At 72.2% G+C, this 19,259-nt stretch carries 18 protein-coding genes and 1 pseudogene; 7 read left to right on the top strand and 12 right to left on the bottom strand.

The features are described from left to right. Nucleotides 1-77 precede the first annotated feature (77 nt). Nucleotides 78-911: a helix-turn-helix transcriptional regulator gene (locus ACFWBF_RS29505; protein WP_385607245.1), complete on the bottom strand. Its 834-nt coding sequence runs from the start codon at nucleotides 909-911 to the stop codon at nucleotides 78-80. Between the two features lie 166 nt (nucleotides 912-1,077). Between ACFWBF_RS29505 and ACFWBF_RS29500 the strand changes: the two genes are divergently transcribed. Next, nucleotides 1,078-1,773 (top strand): SDR family NAD(P)-dependent oxidoreductase, encoded by a 696-nt coding sequence (locus tag ACFWBF_RS29500; protein ID WP_385607243.1) that lies wholly within the window; start codon nucleotides 1,078-1,080, stop codon nucleotides 1,771-1,773. A gap of 153 nt (nucleotides 1,774-1,926) precedes the next feature. Here the strand turns inward: ACFWBF_RS29500 and ACFWBF_RS29495 are convergent, their stop codons facing one another. Further along, on the bottom strand, nucleotides 1,927-2,499 hold the full coding sequence (locus ACFWBF_RS29495; RefSeq protein WP_385607241.1) for a TetR/AcrR family transcriptional regulator: 573 nt from the start codon (nucleotides 2,497-2,499) through the stop codon (nucleotides 1,927-1,929). A 117-nt stretch (nucleotides 2,500-2,616) separates the two neighbouring features. Between ACFWBF_RS29495 and ACFWBF_RS29490 the strand changes: the two genes are divergently transcribed. After that, complete coding sequence (locus tag ACFWBF_RS29490) at nucleotides 2,617-3,072, top strand: nuclear transport factor 2 family protein (RefSeq protein WP_385607240.1); 456 nt, start codon at nucleotides 2,617-2,619, stop codon at nucleotides 3,070-3,072. 183 nt (nucleotides 3,073-3,255) lie between these two features. Here ACFWBF_RS29490 and ACFWBF_RS29485 read toward each other — a convergent pair whose 3' ends face one another. Further along, on the bottom strand, nucleotides 3,256-5,685 hold the full coding sequence (locus ACFWBF_RS29485; protein ID WP_385607238.1) for a SpoIIE family protein phosphatase: 2,430 nt from the start codon (nucleotides 5,683-5,685) through the stop codon (nucleotides 3,256-3,258). A gap of 356 nt (nucleotides 5,686-6,041) precedes the next feature. Between ACFWBF_RS29485 and ACFWBF_RS29480 the strand changes: the two genes are divergently transcribed. Next, complete coding sequence (locus tag ACFWBF_RS29480; protein ID WP_385607236.1) at nucleotides 6,042-6,851, top strand: alpha/beta fold hydrolase; 810 nt, start codon at nucleotides 6,042-6,044, stop codon at nucleotides 6,849-6,851. A gap of 44 nt (nucleotides 6,852-6,895) precedes the next feature. On the opposite strand, the gene ACFWBF_RS29475 is transcribed toward ACFWBF_RS29480, so the two are convergent. The 3 genes from ACFWBF_RS29475 to ACFWBF_RS29465 form a co-directional block, all read right to left on the bottom strand. Then, complete coding sequence (locus ACFWBF_RS29475; protein ID WP_385607234.1) at nucleotides 6,896-8,221, bottom strand: LCP family protein; 1,326 nt, start codon at nucleotides 8,219-8,221, stop codon at nucleotides 6,896-6,898. Nucleotides 8,222-8,292: 71 nt separating this feature from the next. Next, the gene (locus tag ACFWBF_RS29470; RefSeq protein ID WP_385607232.1) at nucleotides 8,293-9,843 is read right to left on the bottom strand and encodes a N,N-dimethylformamidase beta subunit family domain-containing protein; all 1,551 of its coding nucleotides are present in this window, start codon (nucleotides 9,841-9,843) and stop codon (nucleotides 8,293-8,295) included. Between the two features lie 188 nt (nucleotides 9,844-10,031). After that, complete coding sequence (locus ACFWBF_RS29465; protein ID WP_385607231.1) at nucleotides 10,032-10,619, bottom strand: hypothetical protein; 588 nt, start codon at nucleotides 10,617-10,619, stop codon at nucleotides 10,032-10,034. A gap of 109 nt (nucleotides 10,620-10,728) precedes the next feature. On the opposite strand from ACFWBF_RS29465, the gene ACFWBF_RS29460 reads away from it, so the two are divergent. Next, a complete protein-coding gene (locus ACFWBF_RS29460) occupies nucleotides 10,729-11,637 on the top strand; it encodes an aminoglycoside phosphotransferase family protein (RefSeq protein ID WP_385607249.1) in 909 nt (302 codons plus the stop codon). On the opposite strand, the gene ACFWBF_RS29455 is transcribed toward ACFWBF_RS29460, so the two are convergent. Next, a complete protein-coding gene (locus tag ACFWBF_RS29455) occupies nucleotides 11,618-12,301 on the bottom strand; it encodes a response regulator (RefSeq protein ID WP_385607229.1) in 684 nt (227 codons plus the stop codon). The two genes, ACFWBF_RS29460 and ACFWBF_RS29455, sit on opposite strands and share 20 nt — an antisense overlap. After that, a complete protein-coding gene (locus ACFWBF_RS29450; RefSeq protein ID WP_385607227.1) occupies nucleotides 12,298-13,542 on the bottom strand; it encodes a sensor histidine kinase in 1,245 nt (414 codons plus the stop codon). Before ACFWBF_RS29450 ends, ACFWBF_RS29455 begins: the two co-directional genes overlap by 4 nt. Before the next feature lie 132 nt (nucleotides 13,543-13,674). On the opposite strand from ACFWBF_RS29450, the gene ACFWBF_RS29445 reads away from it, so the two are divergent. Beyond that, nucleotides 13,675-14,595 (top strand): ATP-binding cassette domain-containing protein, encoded by a 921-nt coding sequence (locus ACFWBF_RS29445; protein ID WP_385607225.1) that lies wholly within the window; start codon nucleotides 13,675-13,677, stop codon nucleotides 14,593-14,595. Further along, the gene (locus tag ACFWBF_RS29440; protein ID WP_385607224.1) at nucleotides 14,592-15,449 is read left to right on the top strand and encodes an ABC transporter permease subunit; all 858 of its coding nucleotides are present in this window, start codon (nucleotides 14,592-14,594) and stop codon (nucleotides 15,447-15,449) included. The genes ACFWBF_RS29445 and ACFWBF_RS29440 overlap by 4 nt, the downstream gene beginning before the upstream one ends. A gap of 155 nt (nucleotides 15,450-15,604) precedes the next feature. Here the strand turns inward: ACFWBF_RS29440 and ACFWBF_RS29435 are convergent, their stop codons facing one another. The 4 genes and pseudogenes from ACFWBF_RS29435 to ACFWBF_RS29420 all read right to left on the bottom strand — a co-directional run bounded on the left by ACFWBF_RS29435 (nucleotide 15,605) and on the right by ACFWBF_RS29420 (nucleotide 18,125). After that, nucleotides 15,605-16,471 (bottom strand): hypothetical protein, encoded by an 867-nt coding sequence (locus ACFWBF_RS29435; RefSeq protein WP_385607222.1) that lies wholly within the window; start codon nucleotides 16,469-16,471, stop codon nucleotides 15,605-15,607. 78 nt (nucleotides 16,472-16,549) lie between these two features. Further along, nucleotides 16,550-17,098, bottom strand: coding sequence for a hypothetical protein (locus tag ACFWBF_RS29430; RefSeq protein ID WP_385607248.1), 549 nt, complete (start codon nucleotides 17,096-17,098; stop codon nucleotides 16,550-16,552). Then, nucleotides 17,020-17,706, bottom strand: a pseudogene (locus ACFWBF_RS29425) (glycosyl hydrolase); the annotation flags it as partial. The gene ACFWBF_RS29430 and the pseudogene ACFWBF_RS29425, both read right to left, overlap by 79 nt. Further along, on the bottom strand, nucleotides 17,664-18,125 hold the full coding sequence (locus ACFWBF_RS29420) for a glycosyl hydrolase (RefSeq protein ID WP_385607220.1): 462 nt from the start codon (nucleotides 18,123-18,125) through the stop codon (nucleotides 17,664-17,666). The pseudogene ACFWBF_RS29425 and the gene ACFWBF_RS29420, both read right to left, overlap by 43 nt. 316 nt (nucleotides 18,126-18,441) lie before the next feature. On the opposite strand from ACFWBF_RS29420, the gene ACFWBF_RS29415 reads away from it, so the two are divergent. Continuing rightward, complete coding sequence (locus tag ACFWBF_RS29415; RefSeq protein ID WP_385607219.1) at nucleotides 18,442-19,086, top strand: PE-PGRS family protein; 645 nt, start codon at nucleotides 18,442-18,444, stop codon at nucleotides 19,084-19,086. Nucleotides 19,087-19,259: the final 173 nt, after the last annotated feature.

The following is a 19,259-nucleotide window of genomic DNA, read 5'->3' as shown; positions in this document are numbered from 1 at the left end:
GTCCTCGGACGGCGCGAGCCCGGCACGCCAGACCGATCTGACGCCGGCCGTTGAACTCGTTCTGCTGTGGCCGGCCGCTACGCCGGGGTGCTGTTCTCGGTCATCGCCTGGGTCCCGATGACGTTGAGGAGCGCCAGCCGGCCGGAGGCGTCGCTGCCGGGGGCAGCGGTGTAGGCGACGATGCGCAGATCGCTGCCGGGAGCCATGAGCACGTCACAGTCGAGGGTGAGTGTGCCGACATCGGGGTGGTGGATGGTTTTGGTGTCCGTCGCGTGGACGCCCACGATCCCGCTGTCCCAAAGGTGTGCGAAGGCGGTGCTGTTGCCCCGCAGGTCCTTGATCAGGGAGCGCAGGCCCGCATCGGTGGGGTAGCGGGCGGTCGCCGCTCTGAGATCGGCGACCACCGCCGCCTCGAACCGGGCCTCCTGCTCGGGGGTGTGGGTGACCCGGCTGGGCAGACCGGTGAAGTGGCGCCACACTATGTTGCGGTCGCGTCCGCGTTGTGCGGACGCGTCCCCGAACAGGGCGGCCCACAACGGGTTCCACAGGGTCAGGTTCCAAGCCGCGTCGTGCACGCTGAGCGGTGCACCGTCCAGCTGGTCAAGCAGCCTTCGGACCCCTGCGGGGATGTGTTCCGACAGCTGCCCGGGGCCCGGCGCCGCTTGGCCCGCGAGCAGAAAGAGGTGCGCGCGCTCGGCTGCCGACAGCCGCAGGGAGCGGGCGAGTGCGGACAGCACCTGCGGGGACGGGGAGGTGGCCCGGCCCTGTTCCAGGCGGACGATGTAGTCCACCGACAGGCCGGCGAGCTGCGCCAGTTCCTCGCGTCGCAGTCCCGCGGCGCGCCGTACTCCGCCGACGGGCAGTCCGACCGCGGCCGGGGCCGTACGGTCGCGCCAGCCACGCAATGCCATGCCAAGTTCCCTGGATTCGCTCACGCCCCCAGTATCCGGTGGCCACGCCCGGACAGCCTGGTACCGGCAGTCCACAGGCAAACGCGGGCACTGTCTGTTCGTACGCGGTGCGACGAAGGTGGAGGCATCACCGCATCACCAACCCACCTGTCACTGGAGTGCGCGCATGACCACCACCCTGATCACCGGAGCGAACAAGGGACTCGGCCTCGAGACGGCGCGGCGCCTGGTCAAGGCCGGGCACACCGTCTACGTCGGGGCGCGCGATCCCCAGCGCGGTCGGGCGGCGGCCGTGGAGCTCGGCGCCCGCTTCGTCCAGATCGACGTCACCGACGAGGACTCCGTCGAGGCCGCCGCCGAGTTCGTCCGCGCGGACGCGGGCCGCCTGGACGTCCTGGTCAACAACGCCGGGATCGCGGGGGCGGGCAAGCCGGTCGGCGAGGTCACCGGGGCCGACATGCAGGCCACGTACGACACGAACGTCTTCGGCGTCGTGCGCGTCACGCACGCCTTCCTGCCGCTCCTGGAGGCGAGCGTCGCCCCGGTCGTCGTCAACGTCGGCAGCGGTCTGGGCTCGCCGGCGGCATGCGCCGATCCGGGCCGCATCGAGTTCCATGTGACACTGCTGGACTACAACTCCTCCAAGACGGCGCTGGTGATGATCACATCGCAGTACGCCAAGGCGTACCCCGCCATCCGGTTCAACGCCGTCGACCCCGGCTACACCGCCACCGACCTCAACGGCCAACGGGGCACCAACACCGTCGAAGAGGGGGCGGACATCATCGTCCGCATGGCCGTCACCGGAGCCCACGGCCCGACCGGTGGCTTCTTCGACAAGGCCGGTTCGGTCGTCTGGTAGCCGCGCCTTCCCGGGATGAGGCCCTGGGTGGCAGATGGCCGTTGATCTCCAGTGCCGCCGGGCCGTGCAGGTGGCCCCAGACCGGTCCTGACGGTGCGTCGCCGTTCCGGTAGCGCCGGATGCCGGCGGAAGTGCGGTTCCTGCGCCTTCGGTTCAGCGTGGCCGCAGTCCGTCGAAGACGACCTCGAAGATCCGCTCCCGGGGCGCCGGATCCGCTCCGAGCTGTTCCATCGCCCTGCCGGTACCGGCCAGGAGGGCGATGAACTCCGGCAGCCCCAGCTCTGGGCGGACCGCCCCGGCCTGTTGCGCGCCGGCCAGCAGATCGGCGAGTCGGGCCTGGATCTCCATGGTCGGCGCCTGCAGGGACGCATGTACGTCGACCCCGGCCGCGGCGAGAGCCTGGGCGAACTCGTTCTTCCCCTCGGACTGTTCCACCACCAGGCGGAAGCACGCGAAGAAGGCTTCGGCGGGGCCCGCCTCGGCGGCCAGCTGCGCGGTCTGGGCCGCCATTTCCTCCAGCCTGCGCACCGTCACGGCCTCGAGCAGTGCCTCCTTGGTCGGGAAGTGCCGAAAGAGCGTCCCGACTCCGACCCCGGCGATGCGGGCGATCTCCTCGGTCGGCACGCTGACGCCGCGGGTGGTGAACACCTCCGTGGCGACATCCAGCAGCCTGGCCCGGTTGCGGGCCGCGTCCGCCCGCAGCGGACGCTCCTGAGCGCCACCCATCCCTCTCCCACCTTCCGCCGTCAACGGAACCCCTCTGGACAACCGGACTGTCCAATCCGTATCGTAAAAACGGAGTCGCCAGTCCGATTCTATGCACGGATTCCGCTGGAGGTTGTCATGCCCGAAACGCTGTCGCCGCGCGAGGTCTTCCAGAAGCTGATCGAGGGCATCGGCGCCGGGCGGTACACGGAGCTGGCCGAGCTCTACGCCGAGGACGCCGTGGTGGAGACCGTCTTCGAGCCGGTCGGTCCGCGCCGGGTCGAGGGGCGGGCCGCACTCAGGGAGCGGTTCGCGCTGGTCTCCTCGAGTTCGCCCCTGGAGCTGACCCCCGCCAACGTGGTCGTCCGGGAAACCGACGACCCCGAGGTGGTCGTCGCCGAGTTCGACTACCACGTACACCACCGGCTGACCGGGCGGAGGTTCGAGGCCGCCAACATCCAGGTGCTGCGGGTGCGCGACGGCCTGATCGTCAGCAGCCGGGACTACCACGACCACCTCGCGCTCGTCTTGGCCGGCGACAACCTCCCTCAGCTGGTGGCGGCGCTGGCGGAACCGGAACCGGAACCGAAGTGATCAGCGGCTTCCCCCGCGCACCCTGGCTCCCTGGCTCCCTGGCTCCCTGGCTCCCTGGCTCCCTGCGTGAAAACGGATACAACCGGTGCACCGGTCGCACCGGATCAACCCAGATGGTCGGTGACGAGTTGTGCCCGGCATCGCTCGGGATCCGACTCCGGGCGGCCGCCTTCCGGGGCGGGATCAGGGCTCGTCGGGTACGTGGATGTCCAGGACGCAGATGTCGTCCCGGTTCCCGGGCCGCAGTGCGGCCAAAGCCCTGGCCAGCGTCTCGCTCCGGCCCTCCCGCACGAGCCGCAGAGCCGTTTCGGCGAGGCGCTCGAGCCCCGCTTCGATGTCCTCGCCCGGCTCCTCCACGAGGCCGTCCGTGAAGAGCAGCAGGCGGTCCCCGGGCAGCAGGTCGATCACGGCCTGCCCGTACGTGGGGTGGAAGGTGGCGCCGAGGAGGCAGCCCACGGGCTGTGGCAGGAACTGCGCCGTACCACCGCGGATCAGCAAGGGCGGCAGATGCCCGGCCCGCACCCAGGTCAGGCGGCGGTCCCAGGGCTGGTAGCGCCCCATGACCATGGTGGCGGTGGCGCCGTCGGGGTCCGTGGCCGTATGGAGCAGGAGGGTGTTGAGCCTGCGGAGGACGTCGGGGAGGGGTGAGCCGGTGACGATCATGCCCTTGGTCGTGAAGCGGAGCTGGGCCATGGTGCCCACGGCGGCCAGACCGTGACCGGCTACGTCTCCGACGACGAACAGCGCGCTCTCGTCCGGCAGTTCGATCGCGGAATACCAGTCGCCTCCGACGTTCAGGCCGCTGTCGGCGGGGACGTACGCGACGTCGACGCCCAAGCCTGCGAGTTCCAGAGACTGCTCTGGCATCGGCAGCAGGGCTTCCTGGAGCCGGACGGCGATCGCACGTTCGGCCGTGAGCACGCCGCGTTGGACGAGGTTGGCGCGTTCGCTCTCGCGCAGGGCCAGTTCGGTGTCCCGCAGGGCGCTGAGGTCCTGGAAGAAGCCGTGCACCTCCAACGGGCTGCCGTCCGCGTCCCGTTGAGCCTCCGCCACGATCCGCAGGTGCCGTACGCCGTGTGCGCTGGTGATGCGGAAGAACTGGTTGATGGCCGTGCCGTCGGCCACCAGCCGCTGAACGGCCGCGCCCAGCCTGGGCAGGTCCTCCGCCAGCAGGTGCCGGGGCAGTTCCTCCAGCCGCATGGGTCCCAGGGCGGGGTCGCGGCCGAAGATGGCGTAGACCTGGTCGGACCAGGTGATGGTGTCCGTCACCAGGTTCCAGCTCGCCCAGCCGAGGTTGCCCAGCCGCTGCAGGTCGTCCAGCCTGCGGGTTTCCCGTTCGCTGTCGTCGTGGCGGATCCAGGACACGACCAGGCGCTCCCCCAGCCTGGACGCCCGGACCGAGTACACGGACTGCTGCGGAACTCCGGCGGTCACTTCCTCGTAGATGAAGGGCTCTCCCTGGTAGACCTCCCCCATGGTCAGGGTGTCCAGGTACCCCTCCCACAGTGCCGTGCCCGCCACCGTCGGGTAGTTCTCCAATATCCGCCGGCCGACCAGCTCCTTGCCGTGTCGCCCGGCCACGTCCAGCGACTCCGGCGACGCGGCGTCGATCCGGTAGTCCTCCACCTCACCCGTCGGCGAACGCAGCGGGGTCAGCAGGATCGCCGGTCCGGACAGGGCGTCGAAGACCGTCTGGATGGAGTCCACGTCCGCATGGATCGGGTCGTGTCCGTAGGGGCCCCGGTCCTCTCGCAGGGGCCCGCCGCACAGCCTGACGGCCCGCCTCAGCAGGGTCCGCGTACGAGCGTCGAAGTGGCCCTGCCGAGTGCGGAAGAACCCCACGACGGCGGTCACCGGACCGTTGCCGGGTACGGGGAGCCAGGCGCGCGAGGGCCACCGCTCGGGTGGATCGCCGATCAGGAGGTACCGGGAGGCGTCCTGCTCCGGGTCTTCGAGCCACATCGCCTCCCGGGCCGCGATCGCCTCCATCGCGGCGACGCCGCTGAGCGGCGGGATGTGGCTCCACTGCTCGGCCATCGAGTCGCTGATACCGGCGTGCCCCGTCAGCTTCAGGCTTCCCGTGGTGGCCACGGTGTAGATCATCACCGCGTCGACGTCCTGCGAGTCGGCCAGCACCGCATGCAGCAGCCCGGCGATCTCGTTCGGGGTACGGGCGGCCGCGAGGTCCTCGGCCAGGCGGGCCAGGAGGGTACGGTGCACGGCCGGCCGGCCGTCGCCGGCGCCCCCGGCGACGTAGCGGCTCGTGCTGAAGGGCGAGACGCCCGGCTCCGGCGGCATGACGGGCGCGCCCTGCCCGGCAACCTGCGGCCGTGGCGCGACGGGATCCGCGCCGGTCCGGGCGGTCCGGCCCAGGGTGATCCAGCACTGCTCCAGGAGGGTCCGCCGGCTCTGCTCGGCACGGTCGAACAGCAGCTGGTACGCGGCGTCCGGGGTCACGCCCGCCTGGGCCATCACGACACCCTTGGCGCGCTCCAGGACGGCCGTCACCGAGGCCACGCTTTCCAGCTCCAGGACTTCGGCCCGCAGCTTGGACACGACCTTGGCCAGTGCCAGCACCTCGGGTGCCGCCCCCGCACCAGCGTCGGGAAGCATGAAATCGCCCTCCATATGACGAGCATGCCACGTCCGAGGTCGGGTGGAACCGGGTTCCGGTCAGGCGGCCCGGGCGCCGGTCACCCCTGGTCCGCCCGGTCGTGGCCACGTCCGGAGCGTCTGCGACGGCCGTCGGGCTGGTCCGCGCCCGCGTGGACCCCGTAGACCCCTCGTCGGCGGCAGGCGCCGGGGCCGCGCCCCGGCTGCGCAGCCGGGCCCACAGGGGTGCCGCTCCGCCCGGATCCGTATCGCGGACCGGTGCGCGATCTACTGGTAACGGACCGTATCGGTGCCCGACAGCTCCGCGATCCCGTGCCGCGTAGTCGCGACCCCCCACCGCGGCTAGCATGCGGGGGATGGAGATCCGCGTGGGCCGGGTGGTGTTCCACTACGTGGCGCACGGCGCCGGTCGGCCCGTGCTGGTACTCCACGGCGCCGGCGTCGACCACCGCGAGGCGGAGGCTTGCTTCGAGCCGGTTTTCGACGGCGTTACGGGGCTCCGGCGGATCTATCCTGACCTCCCCGGGATGGGTCGGACCCTCGCTCCCGACACGCTGCGCAGCGCCGACGACGTCCTCGACACGCTGCTCGACTTCGCCGACGAGGTCACCGGCGGGAGCGCGCACCTGCTCGTCGGTCACTCGGCGGGCGCGTACTACGCGCAAGCGATGGCCGCGAGGCGCCCGGAGCGGGTCGCCGGTCTGGCGCTCGTCTGTCCGTTGGCGCCGGCACCGCGCGAAATCCCGGAGCACCGCGTCGTCGTCGGATCGGGTCAGCTCGGCGACGACGTCTTCCGGGGCTACTTCGTGATCCAAACCCCGGAGATGCTCGAACGGTACGAACGTCACGTCGCCCCGGCCGCCGCGCTCGTCGACCAGGCAGCGCTCGAGCGCATCGGCGAACGGTGGGCGCTCACCCCCGATGACGCACCGGTTTACGCGGGTCCGACGGTGATCGTGGCGGGACGGCTGGACTCGACGGTCGGGTATGCCGCCGCGACCGACCTCGTCACCGCATACCCGCACGCCTCGCTCGCCGTGGTCGACGACGCGGGACACGCCCTCCCCCACGAGCAACCGGAGCTCCTGCGCGCCCTCTTCGCGCAGTGGCTCGCGCGCGTCGAGCGTTGGCGCTCCCGCCGTTGGTGGTCCACACCCGGGCGCTGATGCGGTTCGGCCGGTTGGTGTTGGTGACCGACACCTCCACCCTGTCAGCCGTTGGCCCCGGCTCCGGGGCAGCGCAGGGCGTCAGCTGTCACGGGGGCGCCTTCGGCTCTGTTGCGGTCGTAGGTGACGGTCTTGACCGGGGCGGGTCGCGTGCCGATGGCGACGTCGAAGGACTTGTCGTGGTTCGCGACGGCCCGGAGCCGCGCGCCGGGCAACGCGGCCGCGAGGGTGGCCGCGTCCGCCTCCCGCCCGGGTGCGTGGGTGATGACCGGCGGGCCCGCGGGCCGTACGGGGGGTGCGGACTGTGAGGTGTCGGTGACGACGAAGCCGCTGCGGCGCAGTGCGGCGGCGACCGCGGTGTCGTCCACGCGGACCGCGATCCCCCCGGGGTTGGTCTCGGCCGGCGTTTCGGGGACGGGCTGGATGCGGGGGTCGCCCTTGAGGGGGCGGTCCGCGGCCAGGGCGTCCCACAGCGCGGCGGAGCGGGCCTCGTCCCACAGCAGGGTGGAGCCCACTCCGGGCACCCGGTGGTCGAAGACCCGGATGGGTACGGTGGCGAACTCGATGCGGTCGGGCCGGAGGTGGCCGAGGGCCCATCCGATGCGGATCAGGTCGTCCAGTCCGGTCCGCTCGTCGGTACGTACGGTCTTCAGCAGGGTGCGGGCGGTGCGTGCCGCGCTGATCGGGCCTGCGAGGGCGCCCTCGGAGGTGAGCCGGGCCAGCAGTTCGTTCACCATGCGCTGCTGACGGCGGACGCGGCCGAGGTCTCCGGGGCGGTTGATGTGCCGGGCGCGGGCGTAGCGGAGCGCTCCGTTTCCGTCCAGGCGGTGGACACCGGCGCTGATGTCGAGACCGGAGCCGTCGTCCGTCAGCGGCTTGGCCGTGCACACGGTCGCGCCGCCGAGATGGTCGACCGTCTGCTCGAAGCCGGTGAATCCGGTCTCCAGGTAGTGGTCGATGTGCAGGCCGGTGGCCTTCTCGACGGTACGTACGCTCAGAGGGCCGGCGCCGATCGCGAACGCCCCGTTGATCTTCCCGAGGCGGGCGGGGCCGGGGGCCGCGGGTGGCGCGGCCGCGTCGGCGTACTGGACGTAGGAGTCGCGGGGGATGGAAACGATGCTCGCGCGCCGCGCGTTCTCGGAGAGGTGCACGAGCATCATCACGTCGGTGCAGTTGCACCCCTTGCCACCCACGTGGAGGCGGAGCTTCTCGGCAGCGGATAGGCCCGCGCGGCTGTCGATGCCGACGACCAGGATGTTCGTGCCCCGGCCGCCTGGCGTCTCACGCTCGGCGGAGATGGCCTGCGAGCCTGCGAGGGCGCCCCCGGCGAGGGTTGCCAGCAGCGTGAGAGCAACGGTGAGTCGACGCAACGCACATCCCCGAAGTAGTGCCATAACTGACAAACCGGGACATTACTGCTGCGGGGTGCGGGGTACGGGTGCTACGCGCCGGGAGTCGCGGCCGTGTCCCCGTAGTGGGCGGCCAGATTGTCCTGGGCGGGCTTGGCACGCCCGGCCGGCCCCCGCGCGAACGCCCGCAGGACGTTGGCGGTGACCGTGCGGGTGAAGTGCCCGGCCCGCGCGTCCAGACCGTGACGGCCGTTGCGCCCGCCGGGCCCGCTCGCGTCGAGGGCCTCGACCCAGCGCATGGTGCCCGTCGCGAAGACCGCGGCCCCGCTCGGCAGGGACAGGTAGGCGGTGTCCGCGTACGAGGGACGGCCTTTGCAGACCACGGGCGAGTGCGCCAGGACCTCGACCGGCCGCGGTGTCGGGTAGGCCGGGTTGACGCGGTCGAACTCGACCCCCACCAGGTGGGGGTGGGAATCGCCCGCCCGCGCCCCGGTGCCCGTGAGGAGCCAGTGATCGGGGTGGGAGACCACGTACGGGGCGTCGACGGGATAGCCGTCGTAGATCACGCCGAGCAGCGCGCTCTCGGGCTCGCGGGCGGGCGCTCGCCGGAAGTCGTTCGTGGGCGCGGACCCTCGCTGGAACCCGGGGTCTTTGGCGTAGTCGCCCTTGTAGCAGACGACGATGCGGTCCGGTCCGACGGCGGAGGGTTCGAAGCGGATGCGCCGGTAACAGCAGTTGGCGCCGAGCACGGCCAGGTTCGTCCCCGTATCGCGCGCCCGGGTCACGTGCCGGCGTTGCTCGGGGCTCCAGTACTCGTCGTGGCCCAGGGAGAGCACGGCGGCCGCCGCGGACAGGAACTCCGGATCGCGGGCCACGTCCACCCCGGTGGCGTAGGCCAGCGGGAGGCCCATCCGTTCGGCCAGCGCGATCAGGGGCGCCTCGAAGGGGAGGAACTGGCCTGCCCCCTGCCTGCCCGAGTAGGGACGGTCGAAGGAGACCCTCAGCGATCTCGACCCGCTCTTGCCCGTCGCGCCCCTGTAGAGGTCCGCGCCGCCCCACCGGTTGTAGGCCTGCCAGGTGGCCACCGAGTTGACCACGACCGTACGGCCCACGGCCGAGGAGGACCGGACGGTGACCGGTACGTACCGCTGGGCGTGGCCGTCCCGGGTGTCCAGGCGCAGGAGGTAACAGCCTTCCGGCCAGCCGGAGGTGTCCACCTGCGCCGTCGGCTGCCATTCGGCGTGCGCCATGCGCGTCTCGGGGTCGAGCCGGGCCGATGGCTGGAGGATGCCCGGCAAGGGGTCCGACCGCCACACCAGACGGGCCCGGGCCCCGCCATACCAGCCCATCCGGTACGCGGAGACGGTGTAGAACGCGGCCGTCGTCGACACCCGCACCGCGAACGGCTCGCCGCAACGCGTGCTGACCCGCTCGGCAAATCCCTCGATCGCCCGGGCCGGGCCGCGCCGGGTGATCCGCCAGTCAGGGGAGCCGGGCCGTGCGTTCTCCGCCCGCACATCGAGCCCGTCGCCTTGAGACGCGGCCCGTACGGCGTCCTGCGGCCCGGAGTCGGCACCGGCGGCGGCGAGCGCCGTTGCGCCCGGCCACGGGGCGATCGCGGCGGCGGCGAACCCCAGGATCACTCTGCGCCCGGGCCCCTTCCTGGATTCCCCGGCGCCGCTCGCAACTCCTGCCTGCTCCACCACATCACCCCGGAAGCCGAATCGTGTGAGCCCCCGTTCTAGCCCATCGACAGCCCGCTCCCCGGCAGGCCGCCGGTCCGGGTGCGCCAGGCGCGCCGCCGCCCGGCCCGGCGGCCGGCGCAGCACCGTCAATGCCGGGGGGCCGGCACCCCCGCCTGGTCGGAGAAGACCGGGGCCCGGTCAGGTACGGCGGACACGGCCTGGCGGCCGGAGCGCCATACCGAGGCGAGCAGCAGTGCACCGGGGGCGATTCCGGACGCGGTCGCGATGACGGCGGCGGGGGCCCCGTATGCGGCCAGTACGAGTCCGGCGGCGGCGCAGAGCGTCATGGCGGTGGCGAGCCTGTGCAGGGCGGGCCTACGCCAGACTGCCGCCAGCCCGAAGAAGTGCAAGCCGACGACGAGCGCGATCCACCCCACGCTCGCGCGGGGGGCGTGCAGGATGCGGTTGATCACGATCAACCCGGCCAGTACGGCGAGCACCTCGGCCGCGACCACGTACCAGTAGCGCCGCCCGAAACTCGCGCCCGGCGTGGCCTGTTCGACCGGCAGGGGCGCGCCGCCGCCGCGTCGCCTCAGGACCACGCCGAGGAACGCCACGACGGCAAGCAGCCGCACGGGCACGGCAATGGCCACCGGCAGGGCATCGGCGTTCACCAGGACGAAGACGAGTCCGAAGCTCGCGCCGATGAGCCTGCCGACCTGATCTCTTTTCATGATCATCACTATTTCAGCGCGGCGGATACCCAGGCAAGCCGGCACTTCAGGACGTCCGCGATGCGATGATCCTTCGGGAACCTGAGATCTGGGGGGGCACATGGCCACGATGCACGCGGACGAAGCGGAGACCGACGCCGGGCTGGTCCGGCGGCTGCTGCGCGCCCAGTTCCCCCGGTGGGCGAACCTGCCGGTCACGCGGCTCGCCTCCGGAGGCACGGTCAACGCGATCTACCGGCTCGGCGAGGACCTGACCGTCCGGATGCCGTTGCGCCCCGGTGGCGCCGAGTCCATCGCGATGGAGGCACGGCTGCTCCCCCGGCTGGCGCCGCTGCTGCCGCTGCCGATCCCGGAGGTGGTGGCGACCGGCGCCCCGGGCGAGGGGTACGACTTCGCCTGGGCGGTGCACCGTTGGATCGAAGGCCGCAACCCGGCCGAGGGTGACCTGGCCGAGCCCGAGCTCGTGGCCCGTGACCTCGCGGAGTTCGCGGTCGCCATCCGCAAGATCGATCTCCCCGGCGGTCCGCCCGCGCACCGGGGCGGCCCGCTGATCGCCGAAGACCATGAGATGCGCGCGGCGATCGAGGCGTTGCGCCGCACCGACGAGCCCTTCGACACCGACGAGATCACCGCGGCCTGGGAGGAAGCGCTCGCGGCACCCCTGTGGACGGGCCCGGCCTGCTGGACGCACTGCGACCTCATGCCGAGCAATCTGCTGCTCGCCGGCGACCGGGTCTCGGCCGTCATCGACTTCGGCACCGTGGGCATGGGCGAGCCGGCCACCGATCTCATCCCGGCCTGGAACCTGCTGCCCGCCTCGGCGCGGCGGGTGTACCGCGAGGCGGTAGACGTCGACGACGCGACCTGGGCCCGCAGCCGCGGCTGGGCGTTGTCCATGGCGGTCATCCAGCTGCCGTACTACCGGACGACCAATCCGATCATTTCAGCCAACGCGCGGCACGTCATCCGCGAGGTCCTCGGGACGGGAAGGGACGCGCTCAGCGAGACGGAGTGGTGACGAGCCCCATCTCATAGGCGGTGATCACGAGTTGAACCCGGTCCCGGGCACCCAGCTTGGCGAACAACCGTGACACGTGCGACTTGGCGGTGGCCACCGTGATGAAGAGTTCCTCCGCGATCTCGGTGTTCGATCGGCCGCGCCCGATCAGGGTCAGGACTTCCCGTTCCCGCTCGGTGATGCCCTCGACCGGCCGGGAGGAGCGCTGCGGGGCAGCTCCGGGGCCTGCGGGGCGCTCGACGAAGTCCGCGATCAGACGGCGCGTCACCCCCGGCGCGAGCAGTGCGTCGCCGGCGGCGACCACCCGGATGGCCGCGAGGATGTCGTCCAGCGCCATGTCCTTGACCGCGAAGCCGCTCGCGCCGGCGCGGAGCGCGCCGTAGACGTGGTCGTCCTCGTCGAAGGTGGTCAGGACGAGGACCCGGGTCGTTGCCGTGCCGGCGGTGATCAGGCGGGTGGCCTCGATCCCGTCCATGCCGGGCATCCGGATGTCCATCACCACGACGTCGGGGCTGACGTCCTTGACCAGTTGGACCGCCTCGGCCCCGGTGCCGGCTTCACCGACGACCTCCAGGTCCGGGTGTTCGGCCATGATCATGCGCAGGCCGGACCGCACCAGGGGCTGGTCGTCGGCGAGCACGACGCGTACGGGACTGTCGCTCATCGGGCGTCCACCGGAACTCCGACGGGCGCGGGAAGCGGCAGCGGCAGCCGCGCCGTCACCCGGAAGCCGCCCTCGGGACGCGGTCCGGCGCTGAGGTGGCCGTGGAGGAGACTGGCCCGCTCGCGCATGCCCACGATGCCGAAGCCGTGGGCCGGTCCGTTCCCGGTGGCGCCGCGCCCCTCGTCGACGATCTCCACGGACAACTCCTCGTCCCCGTAGTCGATGGCCACCCGACAACGCCCGGTGCCCGCGTGGCGGACCACGTTGGTCAGCGACTCCTGCACGATACGGTAGGCGGAAAGGTCGATCTCGGCCGGCAGAGGGCGTTGCTCACCACTGCGGCGCACGTCGACGCGTACCCCCGCGTCGGAGGTGGCTGCCGCGAGCCGTTCGATGTCCGCCAGACCCGGTGAGGGCGCGAGGGGCGCCTGCCCCGACGCCCCTGAGGCTCCCGACGCCCCCGAGGCCGCCTCGTCCAGGTCGGCCTGACGAAGTGCCACCAGCGTGCGCCGAAGGCCCGACAGGGTCTCCCTGCTGGTGGCCTCGATGGCTCGCAGTGCCTCGCGGGCCGCCTCGGGCTGTGTCCGGATGACCCGGCTCCCCGCCCCGGCCTGGATGGCGATGATGCCGATACTGTGCGCCACCATGTCGTGCAACTCCCGCGCGATCCGCAGCCGTTCGGCGGTCACCGCCTCGGCCACCTCCTGCGAGCGCAGTACCACCGCGTGTTCGCGGCGCTCGCGGCTCAGCAGGCCGACCGTGCAGGACGCGGCCATCGCCAGGAGGGAGATCACGACGTTGACGGTCAGGTTGTCCCCGTGCGCGAAACCGCCGATGACCAAGAGCTGCACGGTGAAAGATGCGGCCGCGGCGAGGAGCGAGGCTCGCCGCGCGCAGGTGGCGACGATGAAGCCCAGGACGAGGTCCACCGCCATATACGACAGGAACTGGCCCTGATACGACGCCGAAAGGCTCTCGTGCCCGGAGCTCGGAGCGCCCACCACCACGGCAGTGGACCCGCAGAGCGTCATGGCCAGAGCCAGGAGCGGCATCCGCCGCAGCACGCCCACGAGCAGGCTCACGGCCAGCAGTGACCCGATCGCGTGGACCGTCCCCGAGGCCCGCGGCGCACCCCCCACCAGCAGACCCGGCACGAAGAGGTACAGGACACCTCCCGCCCAGGCCATGGCCTTGGCCTGGGCCATGGCCTTCGTTCTCATCATCGGCGGTGTGGTGTACATGCCGCGAGACTAACCAGCCGCCGCAGGCGCGGCATCGGCCCGTGGGCGTACGCCCACGGACCAACCCGGCGGCCCCGGTTGCCGCCCCCGGCCCGATGCCGGGGCAGGGGTCCGCCCGGCAGGGTTGCCCTCGTGATCGAAGTCAACGAACTCACCAAGCGCTACGGCAGCAAGACCGCCGTCGACCATCTGTCCTTCACCGTGCGACCGGGCCAGGTGACCGGATTCCTGGGCCCCAACGGAGCCGGCAAGACCACCACCCTGCGGATGATCCTCGGTCTGGAGGCGCCCACCGGCGGCGCCGCCACCGTCAGCGGCGTCCCGTTCCACAGCCATCCGCGCGGACTGCGACACGTCGGCGCCCTCCTCGACGCCAACCAGGTGCACGGCGGACGCAGCGCCGCGGCCCACCTGTCGGCCCTCGCCCGCAGCAACGGCATCCCGCCGCGTCGGGTGGACGAAGTGCTGCAGGAGGTGGGGCTGGCCGAGGCCGCGACCCGCCGCATCGGCGGATTCTCCCTCGGCATGAAGCAGCGGCTCGGGGTCGCCACCGCGCTGCTCGGCGACCCGCCCGTGCTGATGTTCGACGAGCCGGTCAACGGCATGGACCCGGAGGGCGTGCTCTGGATGCGGCGCCTCTTCAGGCGCCTGGCCGCCGAGGGGCGCACCGTCTTCCTCTCCAGCCACCTGATGTCGGAGATGGAGAACACCGCGGACCAGCTCGTCGTCATCGGCCGGGGCCGGCTCATCGCCGCCGAGTCGGTACGGGACTTCGCGGCCCGCAGCACCCGCCTGTGCGTCGTGGTGGGAACGCAGCAGGCCGCCGAGCTGTCGGCGGTACTGACCGCCGCAGGGGCGTCGGTCGAGCCGGAGGGCTCGGCGGGCGCCGAGAAGATCGCCGTGACCGGGCTGCCCGCGGACCGGATCGGAGCACTCGCCCTCGAGAACGGGATCTTGCTGAACGAGCTCACCACGCGGACCGCCTCACTGGAGGAGGCGTTCATGGAACTCACCGCCGACAGCGTCGAATACATGGCAGGACAGCACCGATGACCACACACGCCTCCGCCGCCCGGACCCACTCGGCCGCACCCGTCGCCGAGCCGCCGGCCCGCTTCCGTGACCTGCTCGCCTCCGAGTGGATCAAGATGCGGTCCCTGCGCTCCACGCCGTGGACGCTCGCCTTCACCGCACTGTTCGTCATCGGATCCTCGGCGGTGGCGTCACTGGCGGACCTCGACAACCTCGGCCGATCCCGCCCGGACGTACCACGGGCCCCCGAGTTCCTGTGCTTCGACGCCTATCCGGCGGCCGGCTACATGACGCTGATGCTCCTCGCCGGCAGCATCGGGGCGGTCACGATCGTCAGCGAGTACAGCAGCGGGCTGATCCGCACCACCACCGTGGCCGTTCCCGCCCGCCATTCGGTCGTGCTGGCCAAGGCGGGGGTCGTCGCGGCGCTCTGGACGATCGTCGGCGCGATCATCTCCCTCGGTGCCTTCCTCGTCTCCCAGGCCATCCTCAACGAGCGGCACGCCGGGGTCTCGATCGCGCACCCCGGTGTGGCCCGCGCCATGGTGGCGTCCGCGCTGGTGGCCCCGGTCTGCGCACTGGTCGGCCTGGGGCTCGGTGTGCTCATCAGGCACACCGCGGCCGCCATCGTCGCCACTCTCTTCACCCTGCTGATGCTGCCGACGCTCTTCTCGCAGTCCAGGCAGTGGTCCGCAGACGTCAACCACATGATGGTGGTCGGCGCATGGAAGCGCCTGGTCCAGAGCTGGGAGGAAATCCCCGGCAGTAGTCTCATCCGCGACGCCACGGTCTCCGGTTCCTGGTGCGTGTACGCACTCTGGCCGCTGCTCGCAACCGCCCTCGCCGCGCTCGTCGTGCGGCGCCGCGACGTGTGAAGGTGCCTCCAGGGCCGATCCGCCGGGGCCACCCGGTGGGTTCGCGCCCGACACACAGCGCCTACCCCCGGCGCGGGCCACGGATTCCGTCCGACTTGGTGCCCGCCGGCGAGTGCGACCGGCCCACGACCGGGCGGGACGTCTGTCCGGCCCGGTCAGCCGTCCGCGCCGGGCTCCGGGCGCGCAGCGGCCCGCGCCGCGTCATCGGCAGCCTTGCGTGCCGCCCGCGCGACCCGGGCGGCATCGCGGTGGCGGCGCTCTGCGGCTCCCGCCTCCGCGCGTGCCCGGCGGCGTTCCTCCTTCACTTGCGCGAGTCGGCGCTCCAAGTCGGCGATCTGCTCGTCCAGCGCGTCGAGTGGCTCCCGGCTCCGGGCGAGCTCCTCGTCCGCCAGACGCAGCCGATCCTCCGCCTCCGCCGCTTCCCGCCCGGCCGCCTGCGCCTGCGCCCGGGCCCGCTTGGCCTCGGGCACCGCCGGGCGGTCGGCGGAAGCCGGCTGGGGCGGCTGGGCCGGCCGGGGCGGGCGGGCGTCGGGGGCGATGTCGAGGCCGGTGAATCCGGTCGGCGGGGGCGGGGCCTTGGAGAGCGTGCCGCGGGCCCACTCCGCGGCGGCGTCGGGGTCCGCGAGCACGGTGTGGAGGATCTGCTCCACCTCCCGCTGGACGGCCTCCGACACGGGGTGGCCCGCCTCACCGGCCAGGCGGCGGGCCTGGCGGGCCATCGCCGCGATCACCCCGTGCTGACGGTGCGACAACTCGCGCAGTTCCTCCCCCGCCAGCGTGCGGTGCGCCGTGCGCAATGCCTCGCCCAGCCGCAGGAGCTCCTCGGCCTGGGCCGGCTCCGCCCTGACCAGCAGGTTCGAGGACCAAGCCGCCACCGTCGGCTTCCGCAGGGCCGTGATCCGCTTCACCGCCGACGCATCACCCTCCTTACGGGCCCGGGCCGTCGACTCCTCACGGGCAGCCGTGAACTCCGCCGGCAGCAGCCCGTACAACTCCCACGTCACCGCGTCCACATCGATCACGGTCACCACTGTCCGCCACCGGAAGGACAGCACACCGCATCACCCTGACCGACACACCGGGCGGGCCGTGCCCGTGGGCTACTCCACGGTGAGGTCGTCGACGTAGACGGCGCTGGTGCCGGTGGCGCCGACCGCCGGGACGAAGTCGACCCCGATCTCCCGCACATCGTGCAGCTCGGCAACCTTGGACAGATCCAGCGTGAGCGTCGCGCCCTGCGCTCCCACCAGCCGCGCGCCGTCGTCGTACCAGGTCACGCCCGCACCGGTGCGGACATAGAGCTTGGCCCTGGTGCCGGCGGCGTGATCGCCCCAGGGCGCCGTGCGGGCGCGGACGGTGAGCCGGGTGCGGTCCGTCATGTCCCAGGTGCTTTTGCGGCTGAGGAACGTCTCGCCCTTGGCCAGGTCAACATCCGCTCTGAGGGAGTGGGTGCCCTGCGCCGCCCATTCCGTGACCGCCGAGGAGCCGCGCGTCGTGTTCCAGCCGCCCCAGCCTTGCCCGTGGCGCCGGCGGCGGGGGCGAAGTCGACGCCGATTTCGCGTACGTCGTCCAGAGCGGGGACCTTGGTGAGGTCGAGGGTGAGCGTGGTGCCGTCGGCGCCGACGGGCCGGGCGCCGTCGTCGTACCAGGTCATGCCCGTGCCGGTACGGACGTACGGCTTGGCCCTGGTGCCGGAGGCGTGGTTGCCCCAGGGGGCCGTGCGGGCCCGGACGGTCAGCAGGGTGCGGTCGGTGAGGTTCTGCGGGGTGGCGTACTTCAGGAGCGGTTCGCGGACCCCGCCCAGGTCGATGTCGGCCTTGAGGGACTTGGCCCCGCGAGCGGCCCATTCGTCGACCGCCCAGGGGCCCTCGGTCGTGTTGCCGGAAGCCCAGCCCTGGGTGCCGGGCTCGAAACCGGCGAGCTCCACACCCGACCGCTCCGTGCGCCGGGTCGGGTCGATCCCCCCGCGGTTGACCACCCACGGGTCGTTCATGAGGCCGCTGCCGTGCAGGTTGCCGTTGCGGACCGGGCTCCACGGGCTGTTCCACGTCAGGAAGTACGTGGTCTGCGGAAAGCGCGTGTGCAGGGCCCCCGTCCACTTCGCGTAGTCGAAGCCGGGGTCCGGGTAGTCCTTGCCGGGCGCGTTGGGCGGGCCGATCTCGGTGAACGCGAACGGCTTGCCCAGCCAGACCAGTTCGTCATACCCCTGGGCGGTCATCGGGTCCGGGAGGTAGCAGTCCAGTCCGACGACGTCCACGTAAGCGGCGCCCGGATAGTAGCCCGCGCCGTCGTAGTTCCCCTGCCCGCAGTTCGGTCCTTCAGCCCGGCGGCGACCCTGTCCAGAGTCGAGTGCCAGGCCTTGCCGGCAGGGGTGGCGGGGTTGGTGAGGTCGGAGAAGTCGGCGAGCGGAACGTTCATCGAGCCGCCGCCGGGGTTCGGGGCGTGCACGCTTACCGAGGGCAGACTCCCTTTGCTCCAGGCTTCCTTGAGGTAGCCGTTGCAGTAGGTGCTGACCGTGGTCGATCCCCTCCCGTCCACCCAGCCGTCGGCGTAGTCACAGGCGACGACCGCCGGGTACTGCCCCGTGTTCGCGTGCACCTCTTCGACCTGCTGCTTCGTCGCGTCGAAGTCGTCATGACCGTCGGTGCGGCTGTATCCGGCGAAGTAGCCGGACATGACCCGTGCTCCGTCAGCGCGGTTGGGAAGGTGTGCCAGCCAGTTCAGTACGTCGCGTCCCGGGGGCGGACAGGCCGGGGTCGGCGGGGACGACCGAGTGCGCTGCCGCGGGGATTTCGAAACACACGGAGGGTGGGAGGGAACGGGTCCAGACGCTACCAACCGGCCCTCACCCCGCGGCCCGGGCTGGGCGGGCTACGACTCGGCCTGTTGGAGCAGCCCCGGTGTGCGGGGCGCGAGCCCGCTCGTAGCGTGGGCGGGGCAGCTTCCCGGGAACCGGGAAGGACCACGGATGACCAGGGAAAGAGGCCTCGCCATGGCAGACACCGACGCGATTGCCGAGATGACCTCCGAGGACGCCTCCGGGGTGGTCGGTCTGGGGGTGACCGGGGTGGCCGGGTACGCCCGCCCGGCCCCGCGTGACGTGGCCAAGGAGCAGGAGGCGCGCGCGGGCGTGCTCGGCATCGGGGACATTGCCGCGCACGCCACCGGAGTGGCCGGCTTCGGTGCGATCGGCGTGGCCGGGCGCGGGTCCGAATGCGGGGTGCGCGGCAGGAGCGAGGAGACCGGGGTGCGCGGCGAGACCCTCTTCGGCGAAGGAGTCGTCGGGGAGGCGCGGGCCACCGGTGTGGGGGTGATCGGGACGAGCAAGGACGGCAACGGCATCCGGGCGCAGAGCGAGTCCGACGCCGGCATCACCTGCAGCTCCGGTACGGAGGTGGGCGGCCTCTTCTCTTCCGGGAAGGCCGCGCAGATCGAGCTCGTCCCCCATCCGGCCGACACCCGGTTCGGGGACGCCGCCCCGCGGCTGCCCGGGGCGGGACGGCTCGGGCAGCTCATCACCGTGAGCGATGCGGACGGGGCGTGCCGGCTCTACCTGTGTGTGGAGGCGCTGGAAGAAGCCACCGCCAAGTGGGCCCCCGTGCTGTTGGGAGACCCCGTGGACGGGCGGCCCTCATGAGGAGCGCCCGTCCGGTGGGGCCGGGCGCGCAAGGGGGCGCGGGCCGGGGCCCGTACGGGGGTGGTGCTTCCAATGGGCGGTTCGCCGCCCGGACGGACGGCGTGGCGAGTGTCGGTCCGTCCGGCGGCGCCGGTTGGTGGGGTTGAGTGGCGGGGCCGTCCCTACTCCCGAGG

This window comes from Streptomyces sp. NPDC060028 (assembly GCF_042736725.1).
Taxonomy (GTDB): domain Bacteria; phylum Actinomycetota; class Actinomycetes; order Streptomycetales; family Streptomycetaceae; genus Streptomyces.
This window is presented reverse-complemented; position numbering and strand designations above follow the sequence as displayed.

Excerpts from the sequence above, each read along its gene's own strand:
- ACFWBF_RS29450 (WP_385607227.1), bottom strand. The coding sequence starts at position 13,542 with ATGTACACCACACCGCCGATGATGAGAACGAAGGCCATGGCCCAGGCC.
- ACFWBF_RS29420 (WP_385607220.1), bottom strand. The coding sequence starts at position 18,125 with ATGTCCGGCTACTTCGCCGGATACAGCCGCACCGACGGTCATGACGAC.
- ACFWBF_RS29465 (WP_385607231.1), bottom strand. The coding sequence starts at position 10,619 with ATGAAAAGAGATCAGGTCGGCAGGCTCATCGGCGCGAGCTTCGGACTC.
- ACFWBF_RS29505 (WP_385607245.1), bottom strand. The coding sequence starts at position 911 with ATGGCATTGCGTGGCTGGCGCGACCGTACGGCCCCGGCCGCGGTCGGA.
- ACFWBF_RS29455 (WP_385607229.1), bottom strand. The coding sequence starts at position 12,301 with ATGAGCGACAGTCCCGTACGCGTCGTGCTCGCCGACGACCAGCCCCTG.
- ACFWBF_RS29500 (WP_385607243.1), top strand. The coding sequence starts at position 1,078 with ATGACCACCACCCTGATCACCGGAGCGAACAAGGGACTCGGCCTCGAG.
- ACFWBF_RS29485 (WP_385607238.1), bottom strand. The coding sequence starts at position 5,685 with ATGCTTCCCGACGCTGGTGCGGGGGCGGCACCCGAGGTGCTGGCACTG.
- ACFWBF_RS29490 (WP_385607240.1), top strand. The coding sequence starts at position 2,617 with ATGCCCGAAACGCTGTCGCCGCGCGAGGTCTTCCAGAAGCTGATCGAG.
- ACFWBF_RS29415 (WP_385607219.1), top strand. The coding sequence starts at position 18,442 with ATGGCAGACACCGACGCGATTGCCGAGATGACCTCCGAGGACGCCTCC.
- ACFWBF_RS29440 (WP_385607224.1), top strand. The coding sequence starts at position 14,592 with ATGACCACACACGCCTCCGCCGCCCGGACCCACTCGGCCGCACCCGTC.
- ACFWBF_RS29460 (WP_385607249.1), top strand. The coding sequence starts at position 10,729 with ATGCACGCGGACGAAGCGGAGACCGACGCCGGGCTGGTCCGGCGGCTG.
- ACFWBF_RS29495 (WP_385607241.1), bottom strand. The coding sequence starts at position 2,499 with ATGGGTGGCGCTCAGGAGCGTCCGCTGCGGGCGGACGCGGCCCGCAAC.
- ACFWBF_RS29480 (WP_385607236.1), top strand. The coding sequence starts at position 6,042 with ATGGAGATCCGCGTGGGCCGGGTGGTGTTCCACTACGTGGCGCACGGC.